Here is a 21365-nt window from a genome sequence, read left to right as displayed (position 1 = left end):
GGGTGATGGTGAATTCTCCCTCTCTCCTTGATCTGTGGCGTGTTCAACTGGAGCTTTGGCACCTGTCGATCGAGGCGCAGATGGTTGTCACCATGCGGCTTCTTGGCATGGCGGGGGTCTGGTCTGTCACCTCGTCCGAAACCGAACGGATGTTCGGTGAAAAGCTGCCCGCCTTCACCAACGCCGCCTTTGCCGCCAGCCGGTCTGCCTGGAAGGGCGAGCGGCCCGACCAGATACTGGTGGCCGCGATCCGGCCGATCCGGGGCAAGACCTATGCCAACTCGCGCCGCCTGTCGCGGCGCGGGTTGCGGTACTGAGCGCGGGCGACGATGCGGGAGGGGTGTTCGATAGCTGCGCCACCACATGGCCGGTCGGCGCGCACGGGCGCTGCGACGGCACCGCCTGTGCTGGCCCCGTTTCATCGCGCATGACACATTGAGCCTGCCCATCTCCTGACGTTCGAAAGGTTTCTCCCATGCCCGCAAAAATCTCCCGCGCCGCCTATGCCGACATGTATGGCCCCACCACCGGCGACCGGCTGCGCCTTGCCGATACCGATCTTGTCATAGAGGTTGAGAAAGACCTGACAACCTACGGGGAAGAGGTGAAATTCGGCGGCGGCAAGGTGATCCGTGACGGGATGGGGCAAAGCCAGGTCACGCGCGCGGGCGGTGCCGTGGACACGGTAATCACCAATGCACTGATCCTGGATTACACCGGGATCTACAAGGCCGACGTGGGGCTGAAAGACGGGCGTATCCACAAGATCGGCAAGGCGGGCAACCCCGACACCCAGCCCGGCGTGGATATCATCATCGGCCCCGGCACCGAGGCGATCGCGGGCGAGGGCAAGATCCTGACCGCCGGCGGGTTTGACAGCCATATCCACTTCATCTGCCCGCAGCAGGTGGACGACGCGCTGCATTCGGGCCTGACCACCATGCTGGGCGGCGGCACCGGGCCTGCGCATGGCACTTTGGCCACCACCTGCACGCCGGGTCCGTGGCATCTGGGGCGGATGCTTCAGGCGCTGGATGGCCTGCCGATGAATTTCGGCCTGTCGGGCAAGGGCAACGCCAGCCAGCCCGCCGCTCTGGTGGAGATGATCAGGGCCGGCGCCTGCGCGATGAAGCTGCACGAGGATTGGGGCACCACGCCGGGCGCCATTGATTGCTGCCTGTCGGTGGCCGACGACATGGATGTGCAGGTGATGATCCACACCGACACGCTGAACGAAAGCGGTTTTGTCGAAAACACCATCGCCGCCCTCAAGGGGCGCACCATCCATGCCTTCCACACCGAAGGCGCGGGCGGTGGCCACGCGCCCGACATCATCAAGATCTGCGGCGAGGCGCATGTGATCCCGTCCTCGACCAACCCGACACGCCCCTATACGGTGAACACGCTGGAAGAGCATCTGGATATGCTCATGGTCTGCCACCACCTCGACAAGGCGATCCCCGAGGATGTGGCCTTTGCCGAATCCCGCATCCGCAAGGAAACCATCGCCGCCGAGGATATCCTGCATGACATGGGCGCGTTCTCGATCATCGCGTCCGACAGTCAGGCCATGGGCCGGATCGGCGAGGTGATCATTCGCACCTGGCAGACCGCCCACAAGATGAAGGTGCAGCGCGGGCGGCTGGCCGAGGAGGCGGGCGAGAACGACAATGTCCGCGTCAAGCGCTATGTGGCGAAATACACGATCAACCCGGCCATCACCCACGGCATGTCGGCCCATATCGGCAGCATCGAAGAGGGCAAGCGCGCCGATCTGGTGCTCTGGTCGCCCGCGTTTTTCGGCGTGAAGACCGAGATGGTGCTGATCGGCGGCACCATTGCCGTGGCGCAGATGGGCGATCCCAACGCCTCCATCCCGACGCCGCAACCGGTGTACACGCGGCCGATGTTCGGCGCGCTGGGCCGTTCCTTGGAGAACTCGTCGGTCAGCTTCGTGTCGGCGGCGGCTCAGGCCGACGGGATCGGCGCGGCGCTGGGGCTGCGCAAGCAGACCGTCGCGGTGGAAAACACCCGCAATATCGGCAAGGCCGACATGGTGATGAACGCCTTGACCCCAACGATCGAAGTGAACCCCGAAACCTATGAGGTGCGCGCCAATGGCGAGTTGCTGACTTGCGAGCCGGCCAGCGAACTGCCCATGGCGCAGCGGTATTTCATGTTCTGAAAACGCGCGGCCCGGTTGCCGGGCCTCCGGGGCGTCAGGTGCAATGCTGCATTGCAGAATTTGCGATGGAAATGTCCATGGGGCTGACCTATTCTCGGGGCAAGGGAGGAAACCTTGTAGAGCAGACAGGAGTTTCCAAATGGCACTGACAAACACAGCGCAAAGCGCAACGCATATTTCCTTCTCCGCCCCTTTCGCGGCTTTCGGCCGGGCCGTGGTGCGGATGGCCGAACGCCACCCGTGCATGCGGCAGATCGAAAAGCTCAACAACACGAGCGACGAAGAACTGGCCGCCCGTGGCCTGACCCGCGATGACGTGGTGCGCCATATTTTCCGCGAGCGTTTCTATATCTGAGCGGATTCGGCTTTTCCCGGAGTTTCCCGCCGCCTATGCTGTTCTGACACTTCATACGAGATACGAGCAGAGCGGATAATGGCGGCGGAAACAGTTTGCGCATATGAAATCGCCCGGCGCGGGCAGTGGTCCGGCCCGGCCGAAACGGTCACCCTCAGCTATGATGACCGGTTCCTGCGGCGCAAGCGGCTGACCTCCGATGACGGCACCGTCTTTCGTGTCGATCTGCCGGAGGTCACGAATCTCGAGGCGGGCGATGCCCTGATCCTGACGGATGGCCGCAAGATCGCCATCGCCGCCGCCGACGAAGCCCTGCTGCAGGTCACCGGCCCCGGCCTGACCCGGCTGGCCTGGCATATCGGCAACCGCCACACCCCCTGCCAGATCGCGGAAGATTGCCTGCTGATCCGGCACGACCATGTGCTGGCCGACATGCTGGCGGGGCTTGGTGCCACGCTCATGCCTGTCACCGCGCCCTTCACGCCCGAGGGCGGCGCCTATGGTCATGGCCGCACGATGGGCCATTCGCACGGGCCGGAAGACCACGATCAAGACCACGATCACGGCGATCATCACGACCATTCCCACGCATGAACCCGGATCTTCTGACCCTGACGCAATGGCTTTCCCCGGCCTTTCCGGTTGGCGGCTTTGCCTATTCGCACGGGTTGGAACAGGTGATCGCGGCGGGCGAGGTGACGGATGCCGCCGGGCTGCGGGCCTGGCTGCGCGTGGTGCTGGAGGAAGGCGCGGGCGCGGCGGATGCAACGCTTTTGTGCCTGGCGATGAAGGGCGGCGATCTGGCCGATGTGGCGCGGGCGCTGGCCCCGTCGCGCGAGCGGCTGGAAGAGGCCGAAGCCCAGGGCGCGGCCTTTGTCGCCACGGTGAACGGCATCTACGGTGAAGAACTGGAGCCGGCACCGCTGCCGGTGGCGGTGGGGATCGCCGCGCGCCGCCTGTCGCTGTCGGCGCCGCAGGTCGCGGCGCTTTACCTGCATGGCTTCGCCTCGAACCTGGTGTCGGCCGCTGTGCGCTTCGTTCCGCTGGGCCAGACAGAGGGGCAGCGCGTGTTGCAGGCCCTGCATGCCCCCATCACCGCGATTGCCGCCCGCGCCGCCGACGCTACGCTCGATGATATCGGCACCGCCGCGCTTGGGGCCGATCTGGCGGCCATGCGGCACGAGACAATGGATGTGAGGATATTCAAGACATGACCAGCCCGAACGGCCCCCTGCGCATCGGCATCGGCGGCCCGGTGGGCGCCGGGAAAACCACGCTGACCGAACAGCTTTGCCGGGCGCTTTCGCCGAAATACTCCGTCGCTGTCATCACCAATGACATTTATACCGCCGAGGATGCAGAATATCTGATGCGGGTTCAGGCCCTGCCGTCAGAACGGATCAAAGGCGTCGAAACCGGCGGCTGCCCGCATACCGCGATCCGCGAGGATGCGTCGATCAACCTGGCCGCCGTGGCCGCCTTCCGGCGTGAACTGCCCGATCTGGATGTGATCCTGATCGAAAGCGGCGGCGACAATCTGGCCGCGACCTTCAGCCCGGAACTGGCCGACCTGACGCTTTACGTCATCGATACCGCCGCCGGGCAGGACATTCCGCGCAAACGGGGGCCGGGCATCACCCGCTCGGATCTGCTGATCATCAACAAGACCGATCTGGCGCCCTATGTGGGGGTGGACCCGGTGCTGCTGGAAAGCGATGCGCGCGCGGCGCGTGGCGCCCGGCCGTTCGTGATGGCGGCGCTGAAATCCGGCAAGGGCGTGGATGAGATCGTCAGCTTTGTCGTGGCGGAAGCAGGGCTCTGAGCGGCAGTTCGCCGCCGTTTCCGTCTTCCCAATAGGCGCCGTTCGGGGTGGCCTCGTTCACGCCGAGATCCTTGAGCCGCCTGCGAAACCGCGGCGCGCGCATCCGTTCGGTGACATTGCGGCACAGGTAGACCATCAGCAGATCGCGCTCCGCCGCCTCGAGCCGCTCGAGAAGCCGCCGCAGATAGGGCGCGTAATCGCGCCGCGCGCGATAGAGGCGGTGGAACACGTGATCGTTCAGCTTGCCCTCGCAGGCGGCGTCGATCAGCTCTGACAGCACGCCCATGCGCAGCAGGTCGGCCTCGATCTCGGGGCCGAGCCAGGGGCAACGCAGACGCGAGACATTGGCCTTGCGGAACATGGCCGCATGTTTGGCATCAAGATCGCAGTCGGGGTCGAACAGGATATAGGCGCGCTCTGCCGCGTCGAGCATGTCGGGGGCAAAGGCGTAGCGGCTGGAGAAATCGGCCCGGCGCTGGTTCGGGAAGCGGCGGTCCCAGCCGGCGGTGCGCGGCTCCAGCGTGGCCTGGGGCGCGATGGCGATCACCGTGGCCCCTGGGGCGGCAACCGAATAGGCGGCGGCGGCATAGCCGCACGGACCGGTGCCGAAAAACACCACCCTGTCGAACCCGTCGAAAAAGCCATCGTCGGTCAGCCGGTCGAAATAGGCGAAGACCTCGGGGTCGCGGAACCATGTGTCGCCATTGCTGACCAGCGACAGGTAGGACCAGCCGGCCTCTTCCGCCAGCGATAGGGGCAGCGGCAGCTTTTCGGGCCTTGTGCGGGCGGTGGCGGCGTTTTCGAAACCCACCAGCAGCGTGGGTGCGCCTTCCTGGAAAAACGCGGCGTGATGCGCGCCCAGCCGCGTGGTGGAAACAGCGCCTTCCGCCGTCTCCGGAAAATGCGCATACCACCCATTTTCCCCGGTCTGCCCGGATTGTTCCGATTCAGCTTCCATCGCGGTTTTTTCCATTTCGGTAGCGTCGGCGTCGCTGCCCCGCGGCGCGCCTTATCTGGTGTAGCTATCCGAATTTGCCTTCGCAATGGGGCAGAACTTCGATGCCCGTATGGGGAATTTATGCGGCCGCCGCGGGGCTATTGTTCACGATTTCGCGCCCGGTTCGCAAAATGCGTCAGGAAGCGGGCCGCCTGCAGCGGGACGGGGCGCGCCGGCGGGGTCAGCAGCAGCCGGCCGAACAGGGCGCGATAGGGTTCTTGCTCCATCAGCGCTTCGAATCGCGCCTTGCGCCAGCGCACGGCGTCGCGGTGCAGCCGGGCAAGCGCGTCGTCCGCCTTCAGGGCGGCCAGGGCAGTCTCGCGGGCAGGGGCGGTGGCCGCGATCGTCAGATCTTCTTCCGCCGCGAAATTCCGCTCTGCCCAGTAATCCATGCCCAGCCTGTCGCCGCCATGCACGGCGCGGCCACGGTCGCATTTCACGATGTAGCTTTCCATCGCGCCGAGCGGATAGTGGTTGAGCTGCACCAGCGCGGTGTTGGACTGGCCCATGTTGGAGAAGATGCGCTGACGGTTGAATTTCTCTGGGAGTTCGCGGCCTTCGCCGTCAAACCAGACCGTCTGCCCGATCCTACTGGCATCCGGGCTGCGCGGGCGGTGGACGCCGAGTTTGCCGTAGGTGCCATCGTTGCGGTAGAGCGTCTTGAACATGGTCGCGCGCCACGGCCAATAGATGACGGCGGGCGCGGCGCGGGTGAATTGCCCCGTCACCGGGCGGTCATCGTAGCGCACGACGCCGCCATTGCCGAACAGCCGCCAAGTCAGCGTGATCGCCGTCGCGCGGGGCAGGGCGGCCAACAGCGCGGGCAGCGTGTGATCGCCCACGTGGATGTTCACGAATTCATCCACATCCAGCGGCAGGATCCAGTCGGCCTGCCGCACCAGCGGATGCCGGTCCGCCTGTTTCAGCGCCGCCCATTGCACACCGCCCTCATGCGGGCCGTCATTGCGCAGATGGGTCAGATGGCCCAACCTCTGCAACCGGTCCAGAATCGCGTCGGTGCCGTCGTCGCAATCGTTTGAAAATACTAGAAAATCGGTAAACCCCACCGCCTTGTGATGGGCCAGCCATTCCAGCAGGAAGGCACCTTCGTTGCGAACGGTCAGAACGGCAAGGGCGCGCATCCGCCGCTACCAGCCCTTGCGGAAGGTCACGACCTTTGCATTCGACATGCGCGGGTAATAGGTCAGCCCGCCCGCCTGCATCGCATCGAACACCCCCTGCACGCCGGCCTGCCCGATCCATTGCGGGTGCAGCTCGACAATGGCGCAGCGCAGCCCCGACAGATCGATCAGCGGCAGCAGATCGGCCTCGGCCCCTTCGATATCACAGACCAGAACGCTCGGCGATATCTCGTCGAACACGGCCTGGGCGTTGCGGATGTCGATCTCTTCTTCCGCGATCACGCCGCCATGGGCGTCTTCCAGATTGTCTGCCAGCGAAGAGGCCACGAAATCGCCGCGCACATAGAACTTGGCCCGGCCGTCGGCGGCCCCGAGGATCGCGTTGTGAACCGTCACGCCTTCGACCCCGTTCGCCGCATGCACCGCGTGGATATAGGGGATCATGCGCGGGTTCGCCTCGAACGCATGCACGGTTTTCACGCCCAGCTTTTTCGTCAGCAGGGTAGACATATAGCCCATCCCGGCGCCCAGTTCGATCACCGTGTCATCGGCCTTGACCACGCGCAGCACCGCTTCGCTTTCCTTGTGTTCGTAGTGATCGTCACGCATCAGCCGGCGCCGTTTGCGGGTGATGATCTGCGGATCATAGGGAAAGCGAAGCCCGCGGGTGCGGATGAATTTCGGCAAGGTCGGGGCGTCTTTCATGTCAGTTGTCCACTTCCAGCGCCAGGGCGAAGGCCACCCGCTCCAGCTCGGTCAGTTTGGTGGCGAGGGCCTGATCGTAGAGTTCGCGGAACTCGGGCGTGGCCTGCAGGTCGGCGGCCTTGGCCGTGTGCCAGGCCACGGCCGCCGCATGTAGCCGCGCCAGTTCGGGGTCGGCCATCAACCGGGCCAGCGTGGCCCGCGTGCGGGGGATGTTGCGCTTGATCGTCACGTCGCGGTAATCGCCCCAATCCATCCGCACCCAGTAGTTCAGCCCGATCGACCGATCCACATGCAGCGCGCGGCCGCGCTGCCGCTTGATCAGAAAGCTCTCGGCGGAGCGAAGGGCATAGTGGTTCAGTTGCAAAAGGTCGTAGCCGATGGATTTCTTCGACGACCGCCAGCCGTTGTCCAGCACATCGTCGACCATCGGCAGGCCCGACCCGTTGACCCATTTCACCTTGTCGCGGAATGCGTCGGACAGTTTGTTGGGCCTGTGGCAGCTGATCTTTTCATAGGCGCCGATGTTGCGGAACATGGTCTTGAAGCCCCAGGCCGTGTGCGGCTTGGGCAGGTATTTCGGGGCGCATGTGTCGAACTGGTCGATCACCAGATCGTCGCGGAATTCCTGAATGCCGTTATGTCCGAACAGCCGCCAGGTCATGGCCACGTTGGTGGCATCCGGCACGCGGGCAAGGAAATCGGCCAGGGTGCCGTTGCCGCAGCGCACGTTCATGAACTCGTCCACGTCGATATGGATGATCCATTCGGCGTTTCGGATCACATCTTCCTTCAGCGATTTGTTCAGCGCGTGCTGTTGGGGCGAGTTGCCCTTCCATTCATCGTTGTTGCGGTGCTGAACCACGCCAAGCGCCTGCAGGCGATCCAGAATTTCGCTGGTGCCATCCTCGCAGCCATTGGTGTAGATCAGGAAATTATCCACCCCGATGGCGCGGTGATAGGCGACCCATTCCAGGATGTAGGGCGCCTCGTTCTTCATGCAGCCGACGATCACGTTGCCGCTGTTGCCGGGGGGCAGTTCGCGCTGCAGCACCTCGGCGAAGGCGGCGGCCAGCGCCTCTTCGTTCACGCTGCCGATCTTGTTATGCGGCGCGAAGGGGCCGCCGCGCAGCTTTTTGACATTGGCCTTGGCGCTGTCGGGCATGATCTTTTCGGCAACCGGCGAAAGCCGGTCGGCGGGCGGTTTGGCCGCCGGCGCGGCATCGGCCGGGGCCTGACCGGCGGCAGTCTGCTTGCGGAACCGTTTTTCCTGACGGGTCGCCTTTTCGATCCGGGGCAGGAAGGCGGCGACATATTGGGTGGCGCGAAAGCCGAACCCGGGGTCGGCCTCGTGCCAGTCGGGCAGGGCCGGGTCGGGGTGCAGGGCGGGCCCGGCCAGCGCCGGATGCGCCTTGGCAAGCCGCGCGTTCGACGCGGCGAAGCAGGCCGAGACGGCAGACAGGCTGCCCGGCGCGATCGGGGCGCCAGGCACCGCGATCTCGTCCATCAGCCGGCGCCAGAGCTTGCGCGGGATGAATTTGCCCTTGTCCAGAAGCGCGCCGAGAACCGTGTTCAGCAACCGGGCCCGCGCCAGCCATGCGGCCGAGGGCGGGGGCGCCAGCGCCGCCGCCCTGGTCTTGCCGATATTCTGGGGCAGATCGAAGGCGGCGCAGATTTCCCGGGTCAGATCCTCGCTGGCGAAGAGCGCGGGATCATAGGGGCGCAGGGTAAGCGTGCCCGCCCCGAACACCTCCTCCCAACGGGTCTGAAGCGCGGCATAGTCCAGCCAGAACGGCGGCGCCTGAATTTCGGGGAAGCGGTTGCGGTCGGGTTCCACCGCGCCCCAATGCTCAAGACAGCCCGCGCGCCAGTCGGCACCGGACCGTGCCAGCGCCAGTTCGGCCTCAAGCGCGGCGGTGCGGCCGGAAAACAGCTGATCGGCATAGTGGCGGGCCAGAACGCGGGCCTGTTCATCCACATGGGCGACGACGCGGATATCGTCGGAAAAAGGGGTGAGCAGGGCGCGCAGCCGCTCCAGATCACTTTTGCGGGTCAGGGACCCGGCCAGTTGCGAGGCGGACAGGATCAGCGTATCGGGCTGCACCCGGTCAACCTCGGTGCGCAGTTCGGCGCTGAACGCCTCGCGCAGCGCCGCCTGATCCTGAGGCGTGGCATAGCCACGCGCGGCGCGCAGAGGGTCGGGGTGATCGGGGTCGGTGACGGCCATGAACAGCCGGGTGTGGTTCTTGCGCCCCGGCGAACCGGGATAGAGCACGCCCTTGCCCGCCAGTTGATCGCGCTTGTCGCTCAGGGTGGCCTGAATGCGGGGGGCGCCGCAGGTCTCGGTGCCTATGTGCAGGTGGATCCGCATCAGCGCTGCGCCCCTTCGGCCTGTTTGCGGGGGTTGGCGTTGGCTACGCCCCACCAGGGCAGGCCGATCCCGAGGAAGGCCGCGACCTGTTCAGGGGCGGCGCTGTCTTCCATGTCATATTCCAGAAAGTCGGGGTCGTTGCCGAACACCCGGCGGCAAAAGGCGTAATGCCCTTCGATCCAGCGGATGCGCTGGGCATCCGTGGCGCCAAAGCCGGCGGGCAGGCCGGGCACCGCGTTTTCGGGCAGGCGGGTGCGGCCCATGTTGGACCAGCGCCCCATGCTGTCGGACAGTTTCACCGGGTCGCGATAGGTCAGCACGAATTTCGCGCCGGGGTGATGTGCGCGGATCGCCGCAAGCAGGCCCCAATCGGTCTGGGGCCACAGGTTCAGCCCGTTGCGCACCACGTCGATCTCGGTGAAGGCGTCGAATTCGGCCATCTCGGCCAGCGGGTCGCCGGTTTCGAAATAAGCGTCATACATCAGCTTGCCGACAAAGCGCCGGTTGATACGGTCGCCGGTGCTCTGGCCCGCGCGGATGCGCCAGTCGGCCACCCGCAGCCCGGCACGCTTCAGCGCCTCGCCCAGCGTTGTGGTGCCCGATTTCGGCAGGCCCAGGTTGATGACCTTCAGCGCGCTCATGCCGCGAGCATCGCCATCAGCGCCTCTTCCTGCGGGCAGATCTTCGGTGCCCGCTGCAACTGTGCGCGCAGCGCCTGATAGGCCGGGCTTTGCATCAGCCGGTCCCGCGCGGCGCGATGGGCGGCGACGCTGGCGTCATGCAGCGCCGCGATCTCGGGGTCCGATTTCAGCGCGGCGATCCCGGCTTCCAGCTTCGGCAGATGCCGCAGGATCGAACGGTCTTCATGGCTGTCATCGTTGCGTTCGCGCCAATAGGTATCGTCGAAGGCGCGGTTGTCGCGGTTCACGTCGCCGCGGTCATTCTTGACCAGATAGCTGTCGAGCGAGCGCAGCGCATAGTGGTTCAGCGTGGCAAAGCGGCGCGCCCCGTGCGCCTTGAAATCGCGGATCGGCTGTTTTGCGGGGGCAAGATAGAATTTCTCGGGCACCGGGCGGCCTGAGCCGTCGGTCCATTTCGGGCGCTTCTTCTCGGGCAGGGTGGGGCGCAGGTAGGGGCGGTGGGCGCCGTAGAAATGCACCGGGAAATCGCCCCGCACCAGGGATTTGGTCTCGATCTCGAGCGTGTCACACCAGATATCGGGGTTGTGCGAGCGAAGGAACTGGGTGATGACCGGCCTGTCTTCATAGGCCGCAACCCCGCAATTGGCGAAGAACTGGAAATTCAGCGAAATCGCCTGAGGGTCGCCGCAGGCGCTGGCCAGTTCCGGGATCGTGCCATCGCCCACATGGATGTTCAGAAACTCGTCCACATCGGCGATCCAGACCCAATCGGCCTCGCGCGCGATAGGCTGCTGGCGGGCGTGGCGCAGCGCCTCCATCTGATAGTTGCGGCCCTGGGCGGGGTTCGCCAGGTGCTGAACCAGTCCGCGCCGGGCCAGCGCATTCAGCAGGGTGTCGGTGCCATCGGTGCAGTCGTTGGAATAGAACAGGTGATCGGTGACCCCGATCATCCGGTTGAAGGCGATCCATTCCAGCAGGAACGGCCCCTCGTTCTTGACGCAGGTAACGGCGGTTATGCGCATGGGCGCACCTCTGGCCGCAACGGCCCGCTGGAACTCATATCGACTGCCCGTCCGTCTGTTGCGCGGTTTCGCCCGCTTGTCACGGAATTCTTACCGTATATGTGCCAAATCCGGGCGAATCCGTCAATTGCGCATGGCTCAGGACCGGCTCATCGTGGCGGTCAGCGCGCCCATGCCCACCAGCGCGCCGCCACCGGCGCGGTTCATCCACTGCAGAACCGACGGGCGGCGGATGCGGGCGCGCAGCCTGTCGGCCAGAAGCGCATAGATCAGCGCGTTCAATGCCGCCAGCGAGACGAAAGTGGCGATCAGGATGCCGAATTGCGGGGCAAGGGCGGCTTCGGGGCGGAGGAACTGCGGCACGAAGGCGATGAAAAAGGCGATGGATTTCGGGTTCAGCGCCGTTACCGCCGCCGCATGGCCAAAGATCGCGCGCGCCGGTTTGCGTTCGGGCGACAGATCGTCGGGCATCAGCGCCGGGCGGCTGCGCAGCAGCTTGACACCCAGATAGACCAGATAGACCGCGCCCACCCATTTCAGCACCGTGAACACCATGGCCGAGGCCAGGACCAGCGCGCCAAGCCCGGCCAGAGAGGCCGACATCGCGATGAAATCCCCCAGGGCCACCCCCAGCGCCATGGCCACGGCCACCCGGCGCCCCTGCGTCAGCGCGTAGGACATCACGAGCAGGATGGTCGGGCCGGGGATGATCAGCAAGACGGTCGAGGCGGCAACGAAGGCCAGCCACAGGTCAAAGGGCATCGGTTCGTTCCTGTCCGGGGCGCTCATCGGGTTTGCGGGCCCGGCGGGCGCAGGCGCCTGTCAGGGTGGATGAGCGGCGGGTTGAAAAACGCCGGCTCCCCGGTTGCGCGCACCCCCCGCAACCGGTGCGCGCCTTTCACGGGGCCCTCATATCTAGCCATGATTTTCCGCCGTGTCTCGGTTTGAATCAACTTTTTCGTCTTGTCAGGGCCGCGCTTTTTCGGCGCGACTTCGCGCTCAGTCATGGCCATATGCCACGGGCGGGGGGCGAAGCGGGCGCCGCTTTTCGGGTGGCAAACTGCCGGAAATTGGTGTCACCTGCGACGGAACCGGTATGTGCCACCGTTTAATCAGGATTGAATATCGGGGAAAATATGAGTGAGCGCCGCGAAAACATCGAGAAAACGCTGAAAATCGGAAAGCATCGGCGCAAGACCCCACTTTGGGCCAGGATCGGCGTGGTTGCGATTGTCGGCCTGCTTGCCCTCTGGTTCTTTGTTCTGCGTGGCGATCAGGGCGGCGGGCTGAGCTATCAGACAGAGCCGGTGCGGCGCGGCGATCTGTCGGTCACCGTTTCGGCCACCGGCACGGTAGAGCCCACCAACCTTGTGGAAATATCCTCCGAACTTTCGGGCACACTGGCCAGCGTCGAGGTGGATTACAACGATACGGTCGAGGTGGGGCAGGTGCTGGCCCGGCTCGACACGACCAAGCTCGAGGCGCAATATGCGGTGCAGGAGGCCTCGCTGGTCGCGGCCGAGGCGCGGGTCGAGCAGGCGCAGGCCACGCTGCACGAAACCTTCGACAAGTACGAGACCGCCCGGCAGCTCTATGAACGCGGCGTCGGCACGCATCAGGCCTTCATCACCGCCCGCGCCACGCAGGAACGCGCGGAAGCGGAGTTGCAGATCGCCGATGCCGACCGGGCGCTGGCCTACGCCCAGCTTGATCTTTACGGGGCCGATCTGCAAAAGGCGGTGATCCATGCGCCGATCAAGGGTGTGGTGCTGGAACGCAACGCGGATGCCGGGCAGATCGTCGCCTCGTCGCTGTCGGCACCGGTGCTGTTCACCATCGCCGAGGATCTGGCCAGCATGGAGCTGCAGGTGGATATCGACGAGGCCGATATCGGCCGGGTCGCGGTTGGCAACAGCGCGACCTTCACGGTGGATGCCTACGACGACGAAACCTTTCCCGCCGAGATCTCTCAGGTTCGCTATGCGCCCGAAGAGATTGACGGGGTGGTCAATTACAAGGCCATCCTCGTGATCGACAACTCGTCGCTGCGGCTGCGCCCGGGCATGACGGCCACCGCCGATATCGTGGTGGCAGAGCTTTCGGACGTACTGATGGTGCCCAACGCCGCGCTGCGCTTCGCACCGCCCCGGGTGGCCGAGAGCGGCGGCGGCGGCGATTCCTCGGGCAGCGGGCTTCTGGGCCTGATCATGCCCGACCGCCCCGGCCGTGACGCGGGCATGGGCGAAGCCGCGCAAAAGACGCTGTGGCTGCTGCGCGCGGGCCAGGCCGTGGAAATTCCGGTGACGCTCGGGCAAAGCGACGGGCGTTTCACGGCGGTGTTGGACGGTGCGTTGGCCGAGGGCGATCAGGTGATCACGGATCAGACCGGGGCTGAGTAACATGGCTGGCACCGCACCCCTGATCGAACTCAGAGGGATCACCAAGGTTTACGGCGCGGGCGAGGCCGAAGTGCGGGCGCTGCGCGGCGTTGACCTGACGATCACGGCCGGCGAATTCGTGGCGATCATGGGGCCGTCGGGCTCTGGCAAATCCACGGTGATGAACGTGCTCGGCTGCCTCGATACACCCACCTCCGGCACGTTCCTGTTCGAAGGGGTGGATGTGGGCAAGCTGGATCACGACCAGCGGGCGCTGCTGCGGCGCAACTATCTGGGGTTCGTGTTTCAGGGCTACAATCTTCTGCCCCGGACCACGGCGCTGGAAAACGTCGAGCTGCCGCTGATCTACAAGGGCCTGCCGCGCGGCGAGCGGCAGCGGATGGCGCTGGAGGCGCTGGACAAGGTCGGCCTGTCGCACCGGGCGGATCACGACCCGTCGCAGTTGTCCGGCGGCCAGCAACAGCGGGTGGCGATCGCGCGCGCGCTGGCGGGCGGACCGGATGTGATCCTGGCCGACGAGCCGACGGGCAACCTGGATACCGAGCGTTCGCGTGAGATCATGGATCTGCTGTCGGGGCTGAACAAGACCGAGAATATCACCATCGTCATGGTCACCCACGAAGAGGACATGGCCGAATATGCCCGGCGGCTGGTCTCTTTCGTCGATGGCCATATCGAGCAGGATACGAAAACGCCGGGGAAGGGCTGAACCATGCTGTGGGAAACCATCCGCCTTGCCGTTCAGGCCATTTTTCGCAACATGCTGCGCTCGTTCCTGACGGTGCTGGGCATCGTCATCGGCGTCGGCGCCGTCATCGCGATGGTCACGGTCGGGCAGGGATCGCAGACCCAGGTGACAGCGGATGTGGAATCACTCGGCAGCAACACGCTGATCATCCGGCCGGGAGTGGGCGGCATGGGCGGCGGGGGCGGGCTCAGCGCCGACCGGTCGTTCGTGCGCGCCGATGCCGAGGCGCTGAGGGAAGAGTTGTCGAGCATCGAAATCGCCGCCCCCTATTCGATGACCAACATCACTGCGGTTTACGGCAACGAAAACCACTTCACCCAGCTCGCCGGCGCGGAAACGACGCTCATGGATGCGATGAACTGGTCGATCGCCGAGGGGCGCATATTCACCGATGCCGAAGAAAAGGCCGGTCGCGCGGTCTGCGTCATCGGTGAAACGATCATTGAAGAACTGTTCTTCAATATCAATCCCATCGGAGAGAAACTTCGCCTCAGATCCCTGTCCTGCGAGGTTGTCGGCATCCTGGCCGCGAAAGGCGTGACAAGCTATGGCGATGATCAGGACGATATCGTGGCGATCCCGCTGAAGACCTTCCAGCGCCGTGTGGCGGGCAACAACGACGTGTCGCTGATCTATGTCACGGTGCGCGATGGCGTCTCCACCGACCGGGCGATACGCGACATCGAGATCCTGATGCGCGAACGCCGCCGCATTTCCGCGGGCGAGGAGGACGACTTCTCTGTCATGGACATGAAACAGATCGCCTCTGTCCTGTCGGGGATCACTGCGGTCCTGACCGGGCTCTTGTCATCCGTGGCGGCTGTCAGCCTGCTGGTGGGGGGTATCGGCATCATGAACATCATGCTGGTGTCGGTGACGGAGCGCACGCGCGAGATCGGCATTCGGCTGGCCGTGGGCGCGCAGACCGGGCAGGTCATGCTGCAGTTTCTGGTCGAGGCGATCGTGCTGTCGTTGCTGGGCGGGCTGCTTGGCATCGTGCTGGGGCTCGGGCTGGGGGCGCTGGCATCGAACCTGATGTCGATCCCGTTTGTGCCCGATCCGCGGGTGATCCTGATCGCCTTTGCGTTTTCGGCCGGCGTCGGGGTGATTTTCGGCTATTTCCCGGCGCGCCGGGCCGCCCAGATGGATCCGATCGAAGCATTGCGGCATCAATAGCCCGGCCGCCGGAAAATATATTTAATTTTCTTTGCTGCCAGATGGTTATTCGCGCCCGTTTTGACCTGCATCAAAGTTGGCTCTTGAACCACATGCGAAAAAGCCAATGTGAGTTGCAGCGGAAGACCAGATTCTTTTCTGTCTGCAATTTCCCGAATGCCGTGGCGTTCCCTGCGCGGCATAAAAGGCATCAAGGGCCCTCCCTCCCGCGATGCCGGACTTAAAGGCGCTGCGGGCCCTCCCTCCTGCAGCGCCTAAAATTTTTTCATCCCTTGCAGCGGACCCCGCGAAAACCGCCGGCCCGGAACGAAAAACCCCCGCTCTGTGGCGGGGGCTTGTTGTATCTCTTGGTGGGCGCCGGGGTTATTTCGGCATCGGGCCGATCATCATGATCATCTGGCGGCCTTCCATCTTCGGCATGTTCTCGATCTTGCCGATTTCCTTGACGTCTTCCGCCACACGCTCCAGCAGCTCCCGACCGAGATTCTGGTGCGCCATTTCGCGGCCCCGGAAGCGCAGGGTGACTTTCACCTTGTCGCCGTTCTCCAGGAATTTCACCACGTTGCGCATCTTGACCTCATAGTCATGAGTGTCGGTGTTCGGGCGGAACTTGACCTCCTTGACCTCGATGATCTTCTGCTTCTTGCGCGCCTCGGATTCTCGTTTCTGCTGTTCGTATTTGAACTTGCCGAAATCCATGATCTTGCAGACCGGCGGCGAGGCGTTGGGGGAGATCTCCACCAGATCAAGGCCGGCCTGTTCGGCCAGTTGCATCCCGCGCTCCGGGGTGACGACGCCGACGTTTTCGCCTTCGGCGCCGATTAACCGGATTTCCGGGCACCGGATACGTTCGTTCACGCGGGGGCCGGTTTCGCGCGTTGGCGGCGCGTTGTGAGGTCTGCGGGCTATGGTGGTGTTCCTTGTGTGGTTTATGGTTTGGCGGAAAATAGACTTGGCGGGGATGTGTTTCAACCCGGTTTTCGCGGCGGCTTTCCGCAGGGCGCTTTCGGGCGCGCCGAAATCTGTTTCCATTCCATGGCAGCTTTGCCACAAGGGCGCTCGGAAACACGCGCTATGCGATCTTGAAAGGACAATGAGATGAAGAACACGGCAATTACGGTCGTCATTCTGGCTGCAGTCGGGATCGGAGGCTTCGTCTGGTATCAAAGCAGATCGAAAGAAGAGGCGCTGCCGCCCGCCGAGACCGCGCTCGAGGCACCGACGCCCATGGAAAACGCCGCCGAGGCGGTTGACGATGCGGCCGAGAGCGTCAGCGAGAAGGTCGAAGGCGCGGTCGAGAGTACCGCCGAGGCGGTGGAAGGGGCGGCCGATAACGCCGCCAAGGCGCTTGGCGACATCACCGAAAGCGTAAGCGAGGCCGCGAGCGATGCCGTCGAGGCGGTGAGCGACGCTGTCACCGGCGGCGAGTCGATGGAGGCGACGCAGGGCGCTGTGACCGAGGCCACCGATGCGGTGACCGACACCGCCGCCGATGCGGCGCAGACGGGGGCTGCGGCGGCGACGGATGCCGCCGATACCGCTGGCGAGACGATGGATGCCGGCGTGGCCACGGTCACCGATGCGCCGGTCACCGACGTTCCGGCCGATGCACCGCTGACGCAGGAAGGGTTCGACGCCGACAAGATCATCGAGATGATCAACGCCTCCGATCTTGACGCGATGCGCAAGTCGGTGCTGCGCTCGGCGGTCGAACAGGCGCGCAGCAACCCCGCGCTGGTCGATGCCACCATCACGCAGGTCAAGACCGCGCTCGGCATGTAAGTTCTTCAAAATCGCAACGCCGCGCGGGGCCGCCCCTGCGCGGCGTTTTTCATGGCCTAGCCCACGAACGCCTTCTCGACGACATATTCCCTTGGCTCTGAATTCGCGCCCTCGCGCAGGCCGAAGGTTTCGAGGATGGCCATGATATCCTTGTTGAACTGCAGCGATCCGCAGACCATGCCCCTGTCGGTTTCGGGCGACATCGGCGGCAGGCCCAGATCGGCGAACACCTTGCCCGTGCGCAGGTTGTCGGTGATCCGGCCCATGAACGGGCTCTGCTCGCGGGTTGTGGTGGGATAGTAACGCAATTTGCCGGCGACGATCTCGCCGATCAGCGGATCGTCGGGCAGCCCCTCGACCAGTTCGCGACCATAGTCCAGCTCTGCCAGATCCCGGCAGGTGTGCATCATGATGACCTCGTCGTAACGCTCATAGGTGTCGGGGTCGCGCATCAGGCTGGCGAAGGGGGCGATGCCGGTGCCGGTGGCGAACAGCCACAGCCGCTTGCCCGGCAGCAGCGCGTCGAGCACCAGGGTGCCGACTGGCTTGGGGCGCAGGATGATCTGATCGCCGGGCCGGATATGCTGCAGCCGGCTGGTCAGGGGGCCGTCGGGCACCTTGATCGAGTAGAACTCCAGCTCTTCGTCCCAGGCGGGGCTGGCGATGGAATAGGCGCGCAGCAGGGGTTTGCCGGTGTCGCCCATCAGGCCGATCATGACGAACTCGCCCGAGCGGAAGCGCAGGCTGCGCGGCCGCGTGACGCGGAACGAAAACAGCCGGTCGGTCCAGTGACGTACCGTAGTCACGGTTTGCGCGTCGGGGAGGGTGGCGGGCTTGGGGGCGGTATCGGTCAAATGCGTGTGCTCGGTCATGTTGCGATGGGCCTTTCGGCCGGTTTTCTGTTTCTAGGATGCCTTGCGCGGGGCCGAAACCCCCAGTCTTGCCCGATAAACCGCCGAGGGGCGCGGGCGCTCCATGATTTCGATCAAAGATGCATCTCAGATTGGCGTTGGATGCGGGAAATCGTTCTGCTATGCGGGGGAATATGCCGTATCAACAGACGTATTTCCCGATGGGGTGGTGATGGCCGCGAAACTGGACAAGACCGACCGCAAGATCCTGGCGGAGTTGCAGCGCGATGCGGGGCAGTCTCTGGATGAGATCGCCCGGACGGTGGGATCGTCGAAAACCCCTGTCTGGAACCGTATCCGCAAGATGCGAGAGACCGGGGTGATCCGTGGCCAGACCGTGATCGTCGAGCCCGAGGCGCTGGGGCTGGAGGCCTGTTTCTTCGTGCTGATCCGCACCGCCGAGCATGAGGCCGACTGGCAGCTGCGGTTCCTCGAGGCGCTGCGCGCCCGCCCCGAGGTGCAGGAGGCGCACCGGCTGGCCGGCGATATCGACTATATCCTGAAGGTGCGTGTGGCCAATGCGCGTGCCTATGACGCGTTCTATCAGGCGCTGATCGCGGATGTGAAAATCCACAACGTCACGGCGCTCTTGTCGATGGAGGAAATCAAGGCGACAACCGCGCTGCCGCTCTAGGCGCGGTTGAAACCCGGCCGCTCCGGGGTTAGGTGATTGCAACCCGGCCAGCAGGGGCGCCCGATGACATCGGAACTGATCATCTCGACCTACAACAGCCCGCGCGCGCTGCTGCTGACGCTGCTTTCGGTGGCGCGGCAGGATGTGCGGCCGGGCAGCGTGTGCATCGCCGACGATGGCTCCGGCCCCGAAACCGCTGCCGCGATCGCGGCGGTTCAGGCGCGCTACCCCGATCTGCCGATCCGCCATGTCTGGCACGACGATCGCGGGTTCGAGAAGAACGTGATCCTGAACAAGGCCATCGCCACGTCGGATGCCGATTACCTGATCTTCATCGACGGTGATTGCCTGATCCACCCCGGCTTCATCGCCCGCCATCTGGAGGTCGCCCGGCGCGACCGTTTCTGTTCGGGCAGCCTGATCCGGCTGGATGACGCGACCACGAAATCGGTGACCGAAGTGGATGTGCTGGAAGGCCGGGTGTTCGACATCGGCTGGCTGAGGCGCAGCGGCGCGCTGCGCAGGTTCACCGCCTGGCTGAAGGCGGCACCCCTGCCCAAGCCGGTTCTGGCGGCGCTGGAACATGTCTATCCGGTCGGGCGCAACTGGTGCGGCGGCAACGGATCGGCCTATCGCGACGCGATCCTGGCGGTGAACGGTCTCGACGAGACGATGAAATATGGCGGCGGCGACAAGGAGTTCGGCATTCGCCTGGCCAATTCGGGGGTCAAGGGGCGGCATCTGCGCTTTACCGCGCCGCTGGTGCATCTGGATCATCCGCGCGGCTACAAGGACCCCGAAAAGATCAGGGCGCACCGGCTGAAGATCGCCGAGGCGCGCCGCACCGGCAAGATCTGGGCCGAGGCGGGCATCCGCCCGCCGGAGCCTGCGGCATGATCATCGCCAACATGGCGACCTACCCGCCACGCCGCGCCGCGTTCCTGCGGGCGGTGGCGGCGGTGGCGCCGCAGGTCGATCAGCTGAACCTCGTGCTGAATGAATATGACGCGATTCCGCGCGAACTGGCCGGGTTCGGCAATGTCACGGCGGTGATCCCCGATGAGGATCTGAAGGATGTGGGCAAGTACCTGCCCGACAGTTCCGCCGCCGAGCATGTGTTCACCATGGATGACGACATCCTGTACCCCGCCGATTACGTTGCCACCACGCTGAGCCGGCTGGCGGCGCTGCGGCACAAGCGGGTGCTGGCGGGCTATCACGGCTCGCTCTACCGGGGCTGGCCGCGGCTGGCGGCGCGGCTGGGCATCCGGCCGAACCGTATCGCCGCGCATCGCCGCCAGTTCCGCTTCCGCGACGGGCTGGCCGCGCCTGTGGTGGTCGATCAGCTCGGTTCCGGCGTTTCAGTGATGCGCGGCTGCGATTTTCCTCCCTTCGATTTCATGAAGGGCTCTCAGGGGTTTGTCGATGTGCGGCTGGCGCGCTGGTGCCATGAACACGGCATCCTGCCTGTCTGCCTGCCGCGCGCGGCGGGGTGGCTGAGCGCCGAAAGCTTTGACGAGGCGCTGTTCTACTCTGTCACCCAGGCGTCGCCGCCGCATGTGGCGCGCGAGATTTGGGAATATGCCTTCCGGGTTCGGGGGCGGGGCAGGCACCCCGACCGGATCGACGATCCCGTTCAGTAAAGCCGCCGCGACCGGGCGCGCTTGATCTTCAGCGCCCAGTATCCGCGCGAGAGCAGGCGTGCGCGGCCCTTGGGCAGGGTATCCTGCTTGTGCCGCGCGCGGCTGCCCTGAAGATGGGTCCAGCCTTCACCCTGTTCATAATGCCCGACGATGCGCGGTGCGGCGGCGATGGCACCCAGCCGGGAAATGTCGCAGGGCCAGTCCGCCGTTCCCGAAAGCGGCGTGCAGGCGTCCAGCATCCAGCGCGCACCGGCGGCCGACAGCACATAGCCTGTGGCAAGGGTCGGCGGCAGGATCACGCGATAGGCCGCCACCCCCGGCATCAGCATCGCTACCGGCCGCCGGGTGAAACGGCCGCAGCGATGATCGAGCAATATCATGTCGGCCTGCGTATGGGGGCCGGTTTGCATGAACCGCCCGAAGGGCGCATCCACGATCGCGTCATCCTCGAGGATCACGGCGCCGGGCAACCCGCGGGTCAGGATGGCGCGGTAGATCGCCTGATGCGACAGGGCGCAGGCCAGTTCCGCGTCGCAAAGGTCACGGCGCAAGGCCCGTCTGATGGCGGGCCTGTCGATCATGGCGTCCTGCGCCGGGCTCAAACCCTCGCGCCCGTCGATACCGAAGAAAAGCTCATGACCCAGGCCCATGCCGGCCAGCCGGTCCAGCAGCGGCTGCCGCCGCGCCTCGTCGCCGGGAAGGGTGAGCACGAAGATCGGGTAGGGGGCGTCGGCGGCGGGCATACTCTGTACTCGTGGGCTATACGACGGGCTGCCGGTCCAGCCCGTGAAAACAATAGATCTGCCCATAGCGCGGCGGCGTAGAAAGGGCCAGC

Annotated in this window: 24 protein-coding genes; 13 read left to right on the top strand and 11 right to left on the bottom strand. The window is 65.0% G+C overall.

The window, feature by feature from the left end; translation table 11 throughout:
• Nucleotides 1-2 precede the first annotated feature (2 nt).
• The 6 genes from GGR17_RS00645 (at nt 3) to ureG (ending at nt 4362) form a co-directional block, all read left to right on the top strand.
• Nucleotides 3-317 (top strand): antifreeze protein, encoded by a 315-nt coding sequence (locus GGR17_RS00645; protein ID WP_157445531.1) that lies wholly within the window; start codon nt 3-5, stop codon nt 315-317.
• A 158-nt stretch (nt 318-475) separates the two neighbouring features.
• Nucleotides 476-2185, top strand: a complete 1710-nt coding sequence (ureC, locus tag GGR17_RS00640) for an urease subunit alpha (RefSeq protein WP_054538502.1) — start codon at nt 476-478, stop codon at nt 2183-2185.
• Nucleotides 2186-2324: 139 nt separating this feature from the next.
• A complete protein-coding gene (locus tag GGR17_RS00635) occupies nt 2325-2540 on the top strand; it encodes a hypothetical protein (protein ID WP_037208383.1) in 216 nt (71 codons plus the stop codon).
• Between the two features lie 78 nt (nt 2541-2618).
• Nucleotides 2619-3134, top strand: coding sequence for an urease accessory protein UreE (locus GGR17_RS00630; protein ID WP_054538503.1), 516 nt, complete (start codon nt 2619-2621; stop codon nt 3132-3134).
• The gene (locus tag GGR17_RS00625; protein WP_054538504.1) at nt 3131-3754 is read left to right on the top strand and encodes an urease accessory protein UreF; all 624 of its coding nucleotides are present in this window, start codon (nt 3131-3133) and stop codon (nt 3752-3754) included. Before GGR17_RS00630 ends, GGR17_RS00625 begins: the two co-directional genes overlap by 4 nt.
• On the top strand, nt 3751-4362 hold the full coding sequence (gene ureG / locus GGR17_RS00620) for an urease accessory protein UreG (RefSeq protein ID WP_054538505.1): 612 nt from the start codon (nt 3751-3753) through the stop codon (nt 4360-4362). Before GGR17_RS00625 ends, ureG begins: the two co-directional genes overlap by 4 nt.
• On the opposite strand, the gene GGR17_RS00615 is transcribed toward ureG, so the two are convergent.
• The 7 genes from GGR17_RS00615 to GGR17_RS00585 all read right to left on the bottom strand — a co-directional run bounded on the left by GGR17_RS00615 (nt 4331) and on the right by GGR17_RS00585 (nt 11999).
• Nucleotides 4331-5320 carry a phosphoadenosine phosphosulfate reductase gene (locus GGR17_RS00615; protein ID WP_157445532.1) on the bottom strand — a complete coding sequence of 330 codons (990 nt, stop codon included), beginning with the start codon at nt 5318-5320 and terminating at the stop codon, nt 4331-4333. The genes ureG and GGR17_RS00615 overlap by 32 nt on opposite strands.
• A gap of 137 nt (nt 5321-5457) precedes the next feature.
• On the bottom strand, nt 5458-6501 hold the full coding sequence (locus GGR17_RS00610) for a glycosyltransferase family 2 protein (protein WP_054538507.1): 1044 nt from the start codon (nt 6499-6501) through the stop codon (nt 5458-5460).
• Nucleotides 6502-6507: 6 nt separating this feature from the next.
• Nucleotides 6508-7206, bottom strand: a complete 699-nt coding sequence (locus GGR17_RS00605; RefSeq protein ID WP_054538508.1) for an FkbM family methyltransferase — start codon at nt 7204-7206, stop codon at nt 6508-6510.
• A 1-nt stretch (nt 7207) separates the two neighbouring features.
• Nucleotides 7208-9574: a glycosyltransferase family 2 protein gene (locus GGR17_RS00600; RefSeq protein WP_054538509.1), complete on the bottom strand. Its 2367-nt coding sequence runs from the start codon at nt 9572-9574 to the stop codon at nt 7208-7210.
• Complete coding sequence (locus GGR17_RS00595) at nt 9574-10215, bottom strand: sulfotransferase (protein WP_054538510.1); 642 nt, start codon at nt 10213-10215, stop codon at nt 9574-9576. The genes GGR17_RS00600 and GGR17_RS00595 overlap by 1 nt, the downstream gene beginning before the upstream one ends.
• Nucleotides 10212-11237 (bottom strand): glycosyltransferase family 2 protein, encoded by a 1026-nt coding sequence (locus GGR17_RS00590; protein WP_054538511.1) that lies wholly within the window; start codon nt 11235-11237, stop codon nt 10212-10214. Before GGR17_RS00590 ends, GGR17_RS00595 begins: the two co-directional genes overlap by 4 nt.
• Before the next feature lie 138 nt (nt 11238-11375).
• Nucleotides 11376-11999: a LysE family translocator gene (locus tag GGR17_RS00585; protein ID WP_054538512.1), complete on the bottom strand. Its 624-nt coding sequence runs from the start codon at nt 11997-11999 to the stop codon at nt 11376-11378.
• 374 nt (nt 12000-12373) lie between these two features.
• Between GGR17_RS00585 and GGR17_RS00580 the strand changes: the two genes are divergently transcribed.
• From GGR17_RS00580 to GGR17_RS00570, 3 genes are read left to right on the top strand one after another with little or no spacing between them, the layout of a single operon-like run.
• Nucleotides 12374-13636 (top strand): efflux RND transporter periplasmic adaptor subunit, encoded by a 1263-nt coding sequence (locus GGR17_RS00580; RefSeq protein ID WP_054538514.1) that lies wholly within the window; start codon nt 12374-12376, stop codon nt 13634-13636.
• A gap of 1 nt (nt 13637) precedes the next feature.
• Nucleotides 13638-14345 (top strand): ABC transporter ATP-binding protein, encoded by a 708-nt coding sequence (locus tag GGR17_RS00575; RefSeq protein WP_054538515.1) that lies wholly within the window; start codon nt 13638-13640, stop codon nt 14343-14345.
• A 3-nt stretch (nt 14346-14348) separates the two neighbouring features.
• Nucleotides 14349-15560, top strand: a complete 1212-nt coding sequence (locus GGR17_RS00570) for an ABC transporter permease (RefSeq protein ID WP_054538516.1) — start codon at nt 14349-14351, stop codon at nt 15558-15560.
• Here the strand turns inward: GGR17_RS00570 and GGR17_RS00565 are convergent.
• Both GGR17_RS00565 and infC read right to left on the bottom strand, forming a co-directional pair.
• On the bottom strand, nt 15554-15751 hold the full coding sequence (locus GGR17_RS00565; protein ID WP_157445533.1) for a hypothetical protein: 198 nt from the start codon (nt 15749-15751) through the stop codon (nt 15554-15556). The genes GGR17_RS00570 and GGR17_RS00565 overlap by 7 nt on opposite strands.
• A gap of 172 nt (nt 15752-15923) precedes the next feature.
• The gene (gene infC / locus GGR17_RS00560) at nt 15924-16418 is read right to left on the bottom strand and encodes a translation initiation factor IF-3 (RefSeq protein ID WP_235213593.1); all 495 of its coding nucleotides are present in this window, start codon (nt 16416-16418) and stop codon (nt 15924-15926) included.
• 240 nt (nt 16419-16658) lie between these two features.
• Here infC and GGR17_RS00555 point away from each other — a divergent pair, with 240 nt between their 5' ends.
• Nucleotides 16659-17342 (top strand): hypothetical protein, encoded by a 684-nt coding sequence (locus GGR17_RS00555; RefSeq protein ID WP_054538517.1) that lies wholly within the window; start codon nt 16659-16661, stop codon nt 17340-17342.
• Nucleotides 17343-17398: 56 nt separating this feature from the next.
• Here the strand turns inward: GGR17_RS00555 and GGR17_RS00550 are convergent, their stop codons facing one another.
• Nucleotides 17399-18214, bottom strand: a complete 816-nt coding sequence (locus GGR17_RS00550) for a ferredoxin--NADP reductase (RefSeq protein ID WP_054538518.1) — start codon at nt 18212-18214, stop codon at nt 17399-17401.
• A 211-nt stretch (nt 18215-18425) separates the two neighbouring features.
• Here GGR17_RS00550 and GGR17_RS00545 point away from each other — a divergent pair, with 211 nt between their 5' ends.
• The 3 genes from GGR17_RS00545 (at nt 18426) to GGR17_RS00535 (ending at nt 20530) form a co-directional block, all read left to right on the top strand.
• Nucleotides 18426-18887, top strand: a complete 462-nt coding sequence (locus GGR17_RS00545) for an Lrp/AsnC family transcriptional regulator (protein WP_037208407.1) — start codon at nt 18426-18428, stop codon at nt 18885-18887.
• A 63-nt stretch (nt 18888-18950) separates the two neighbouring features.
• Nucleotides 18951-19784, top strand: coding sequence for a glycosyltransferase (locus tag GGR17_RS00540; RefSeq protein ID WP_054538519.1), 834 nt, complete (start codon nt 18951-18953; stop codon nt 19782-19784).
• On the top strand, nt 19781-20530 hold the full coding sequence (locus GGR17_RS00535; RefSeq protein ID WP_054538520.1) for a glycosyltransferase family protein: 750 nt from the start codon (nt 19781-19783) through the stop codon (nt 20528-20530). Before GGR17_RS00540 ends, GGR17_RS00535 begins: the two co-directional genes overlap by 4 nt.
• Here GGR17_RS00535 and GGR17_RS00530 read toward each other — a convergent pair.
• Entirely contained in the window at nt 20524-21273 is a 750-nt protein-coding gene (locus GGR17_RS00530) for a glycosyltransferase family 25 protein (RefSeq protein ID WP_054538521.1), read from the bottom strand. The two genes, GGR17_RS00535 and GGR17_RS00530, sit on opposite strands and share 7 nt — an antisense overlap.
• Between the last annotated feature and the right edge of the window lie 92 nt (nt 21274-21365).

Source organism: Actibacterium naphthalenivorans (assembly GCF_014196965.1).
In the GTDB taxonomy this organism is placed as follows: domain Bacteria; phylum Pseudomonadota; class Alphaproteobacteria; order Rhodobacterales; family Rhodobacteraceae; genus Actibacterium_A; species Actibacterium_A naphthalenivorans.
Note: the sequence above shows the minus strand (reverse complement) of the source record. Positions and strands in the feature narration are given on the sequence as shown.

Bases quoted from the DNA above. Each gene is read 5' to 3' on its own strand.
- GGR17_RS00630 (WP_054538503.1), top strand. From the start codon at position 2,619: ATGGCGGCGGAAACAGTTTGCGCATATGAAATCGCCCGGCGCGGGCAG.
- GGR17_RS00605 (WP_054538508.1), bottom strand. From the start codon at position 7,206: ATGAAAGACGCCCCGACCTTGCCGAAATTCATCCGCACCCGCGGGCTT.
- GGR17_RS00625 (WP_054538504.1), top strand. From the start codon at position 3,131: ATGAACCCGGATCTTCTGACCCTGACGCAATGGCTTTCCCCGGCCTTT.
- GGR17_RS00615 (WP_157445532.1), bottom strand. From the start codon at position 5,320: ATGGAAGCTGAATCGGAACAATCCGGGCAGACCGGGGAAAATGGGTGG.
- GGR17_RS00575 (WP_054538515.1), top strand. From the start codon at position 13,638: ATGGCTGGCACCGCACCCCTGATCGAACTCAGAGGGATCACCAAGGTT.
- GGR17_RS00570 (WP_054538516.1), top strand. From the start codon at position 14,349: ATGCTGTGGGAAACCATCCGCCTTGCCGTTCAGGCCATTTTTCGCAAC.
- GGR17_RS00635 (WP_037208383.1), top strand. From the start codon at position 2,325: ATGGCACTGACAAACACAGCGCAAAGCGCAACGCATATTTCCTTCTCC.
- GGR17_RS00540 (WP_054538519.1), top strand. From the start codon at position 18,951: ATGACATCGGAACTGATCATCTCGACCTACAACAGCCCGCGCGCGCTG.
- GGR17_RS00555 (WP_054538517.1), top strand. From the start codon at position 16,659: ATGAAGAACACGGCAATTACGGTCGTCATTCTGGCTGCAGTCGGGATC.
- ureG (WP_054538505.1), top strand. From the start codon at position 3,751: ATGACCAGCCCGAACGGCCCCCTGCGCATCGGCATCGGCGGCCCGGTG.
- GGR17_RS00530 (WP_054538521.1), bottom strand. From the start codon at position 21,273: ATGCCCGCCGCCGACGCCCCCTACCCGATCTTCGTGCTCACCCTTCCC.
- GGR17_RS00565 (WP_157445533.1), bottom strand. From the start codon at position 15,751: ATGCCTTTTATGCCGCGCAGGGAACGCCACGGCATTCGGGAAATTGCA.
- GGR17_RS00550 (WP_054538518.1), bottom strand. From the start codon at position 18,214: ATGACCGAGCACACGCATTTGACCGATACCGCCCCCAAGCCCGCCACC.
- GGR17_RS00590 (WP_054538511.1), bottom strand. From the start codon at position 11,237: ATGCGCATAACCGCCGTTACCTGCGTCAAGAACGAGGGGCCGTTCCTG.
- GGR17_RS00545 (WP_037208407.1), top strand. From the start codon at position 18,426: ATGGCCGCGAAACTGGACAAGACCGACCGCAAGATCCTGGCGGAGTTG.
- GGR17_RS00580 (WP_054538514.1), top strand. From the start codon at position 12,374: ATGAGTGAGCGCCGCGAAAACATCGAGAAAACGCTGAAAATCGGAAAG.
- GGR17_RS00600 (WP_054538509.1), bottom strand. From the start codon at position 9,574: ATGCGGATCCACCTGCACATAGGCACCGAGACCTGCGGCGCCCCCCGC.
- GGR17_RS00585 (WP_054538512.1), bottom strand. From the start codon at position 11,999: ATGCCCTTTGACCTGTGGCTGGCCTTCGTTGCCGCCTCGACCGTCTTG.
- ureC (WP_054538502.1), top strand. From the start codon at position 476: ATGCCCGCAAAAATCTCCCGCGCCGCCTATGCCGACATGTATGGCCCC.
- GGR17_RS00610 (WP_054538507.1), bottom strand. From the start codon at position 6,501: ATGCGCGCCCTTGCCGTTCTGACCGTTCGCAACGAAGGTGCCTTCCTG.
- GGR17_RS00535 (WP_054538520.1), top strand. From the start codon at position 19,781: ATGATCATCGCCAACATGGCGACCTACCCGCCACGCCGCGCCGCGTTC.
- GGR17_RS00595 (WP_054538510.1), bottom strand. From the start codon at position 10,215: ATGAGCGCGCTGAAGGTCATCAACCTGGGCCTGCCGAAATCGGGCACC.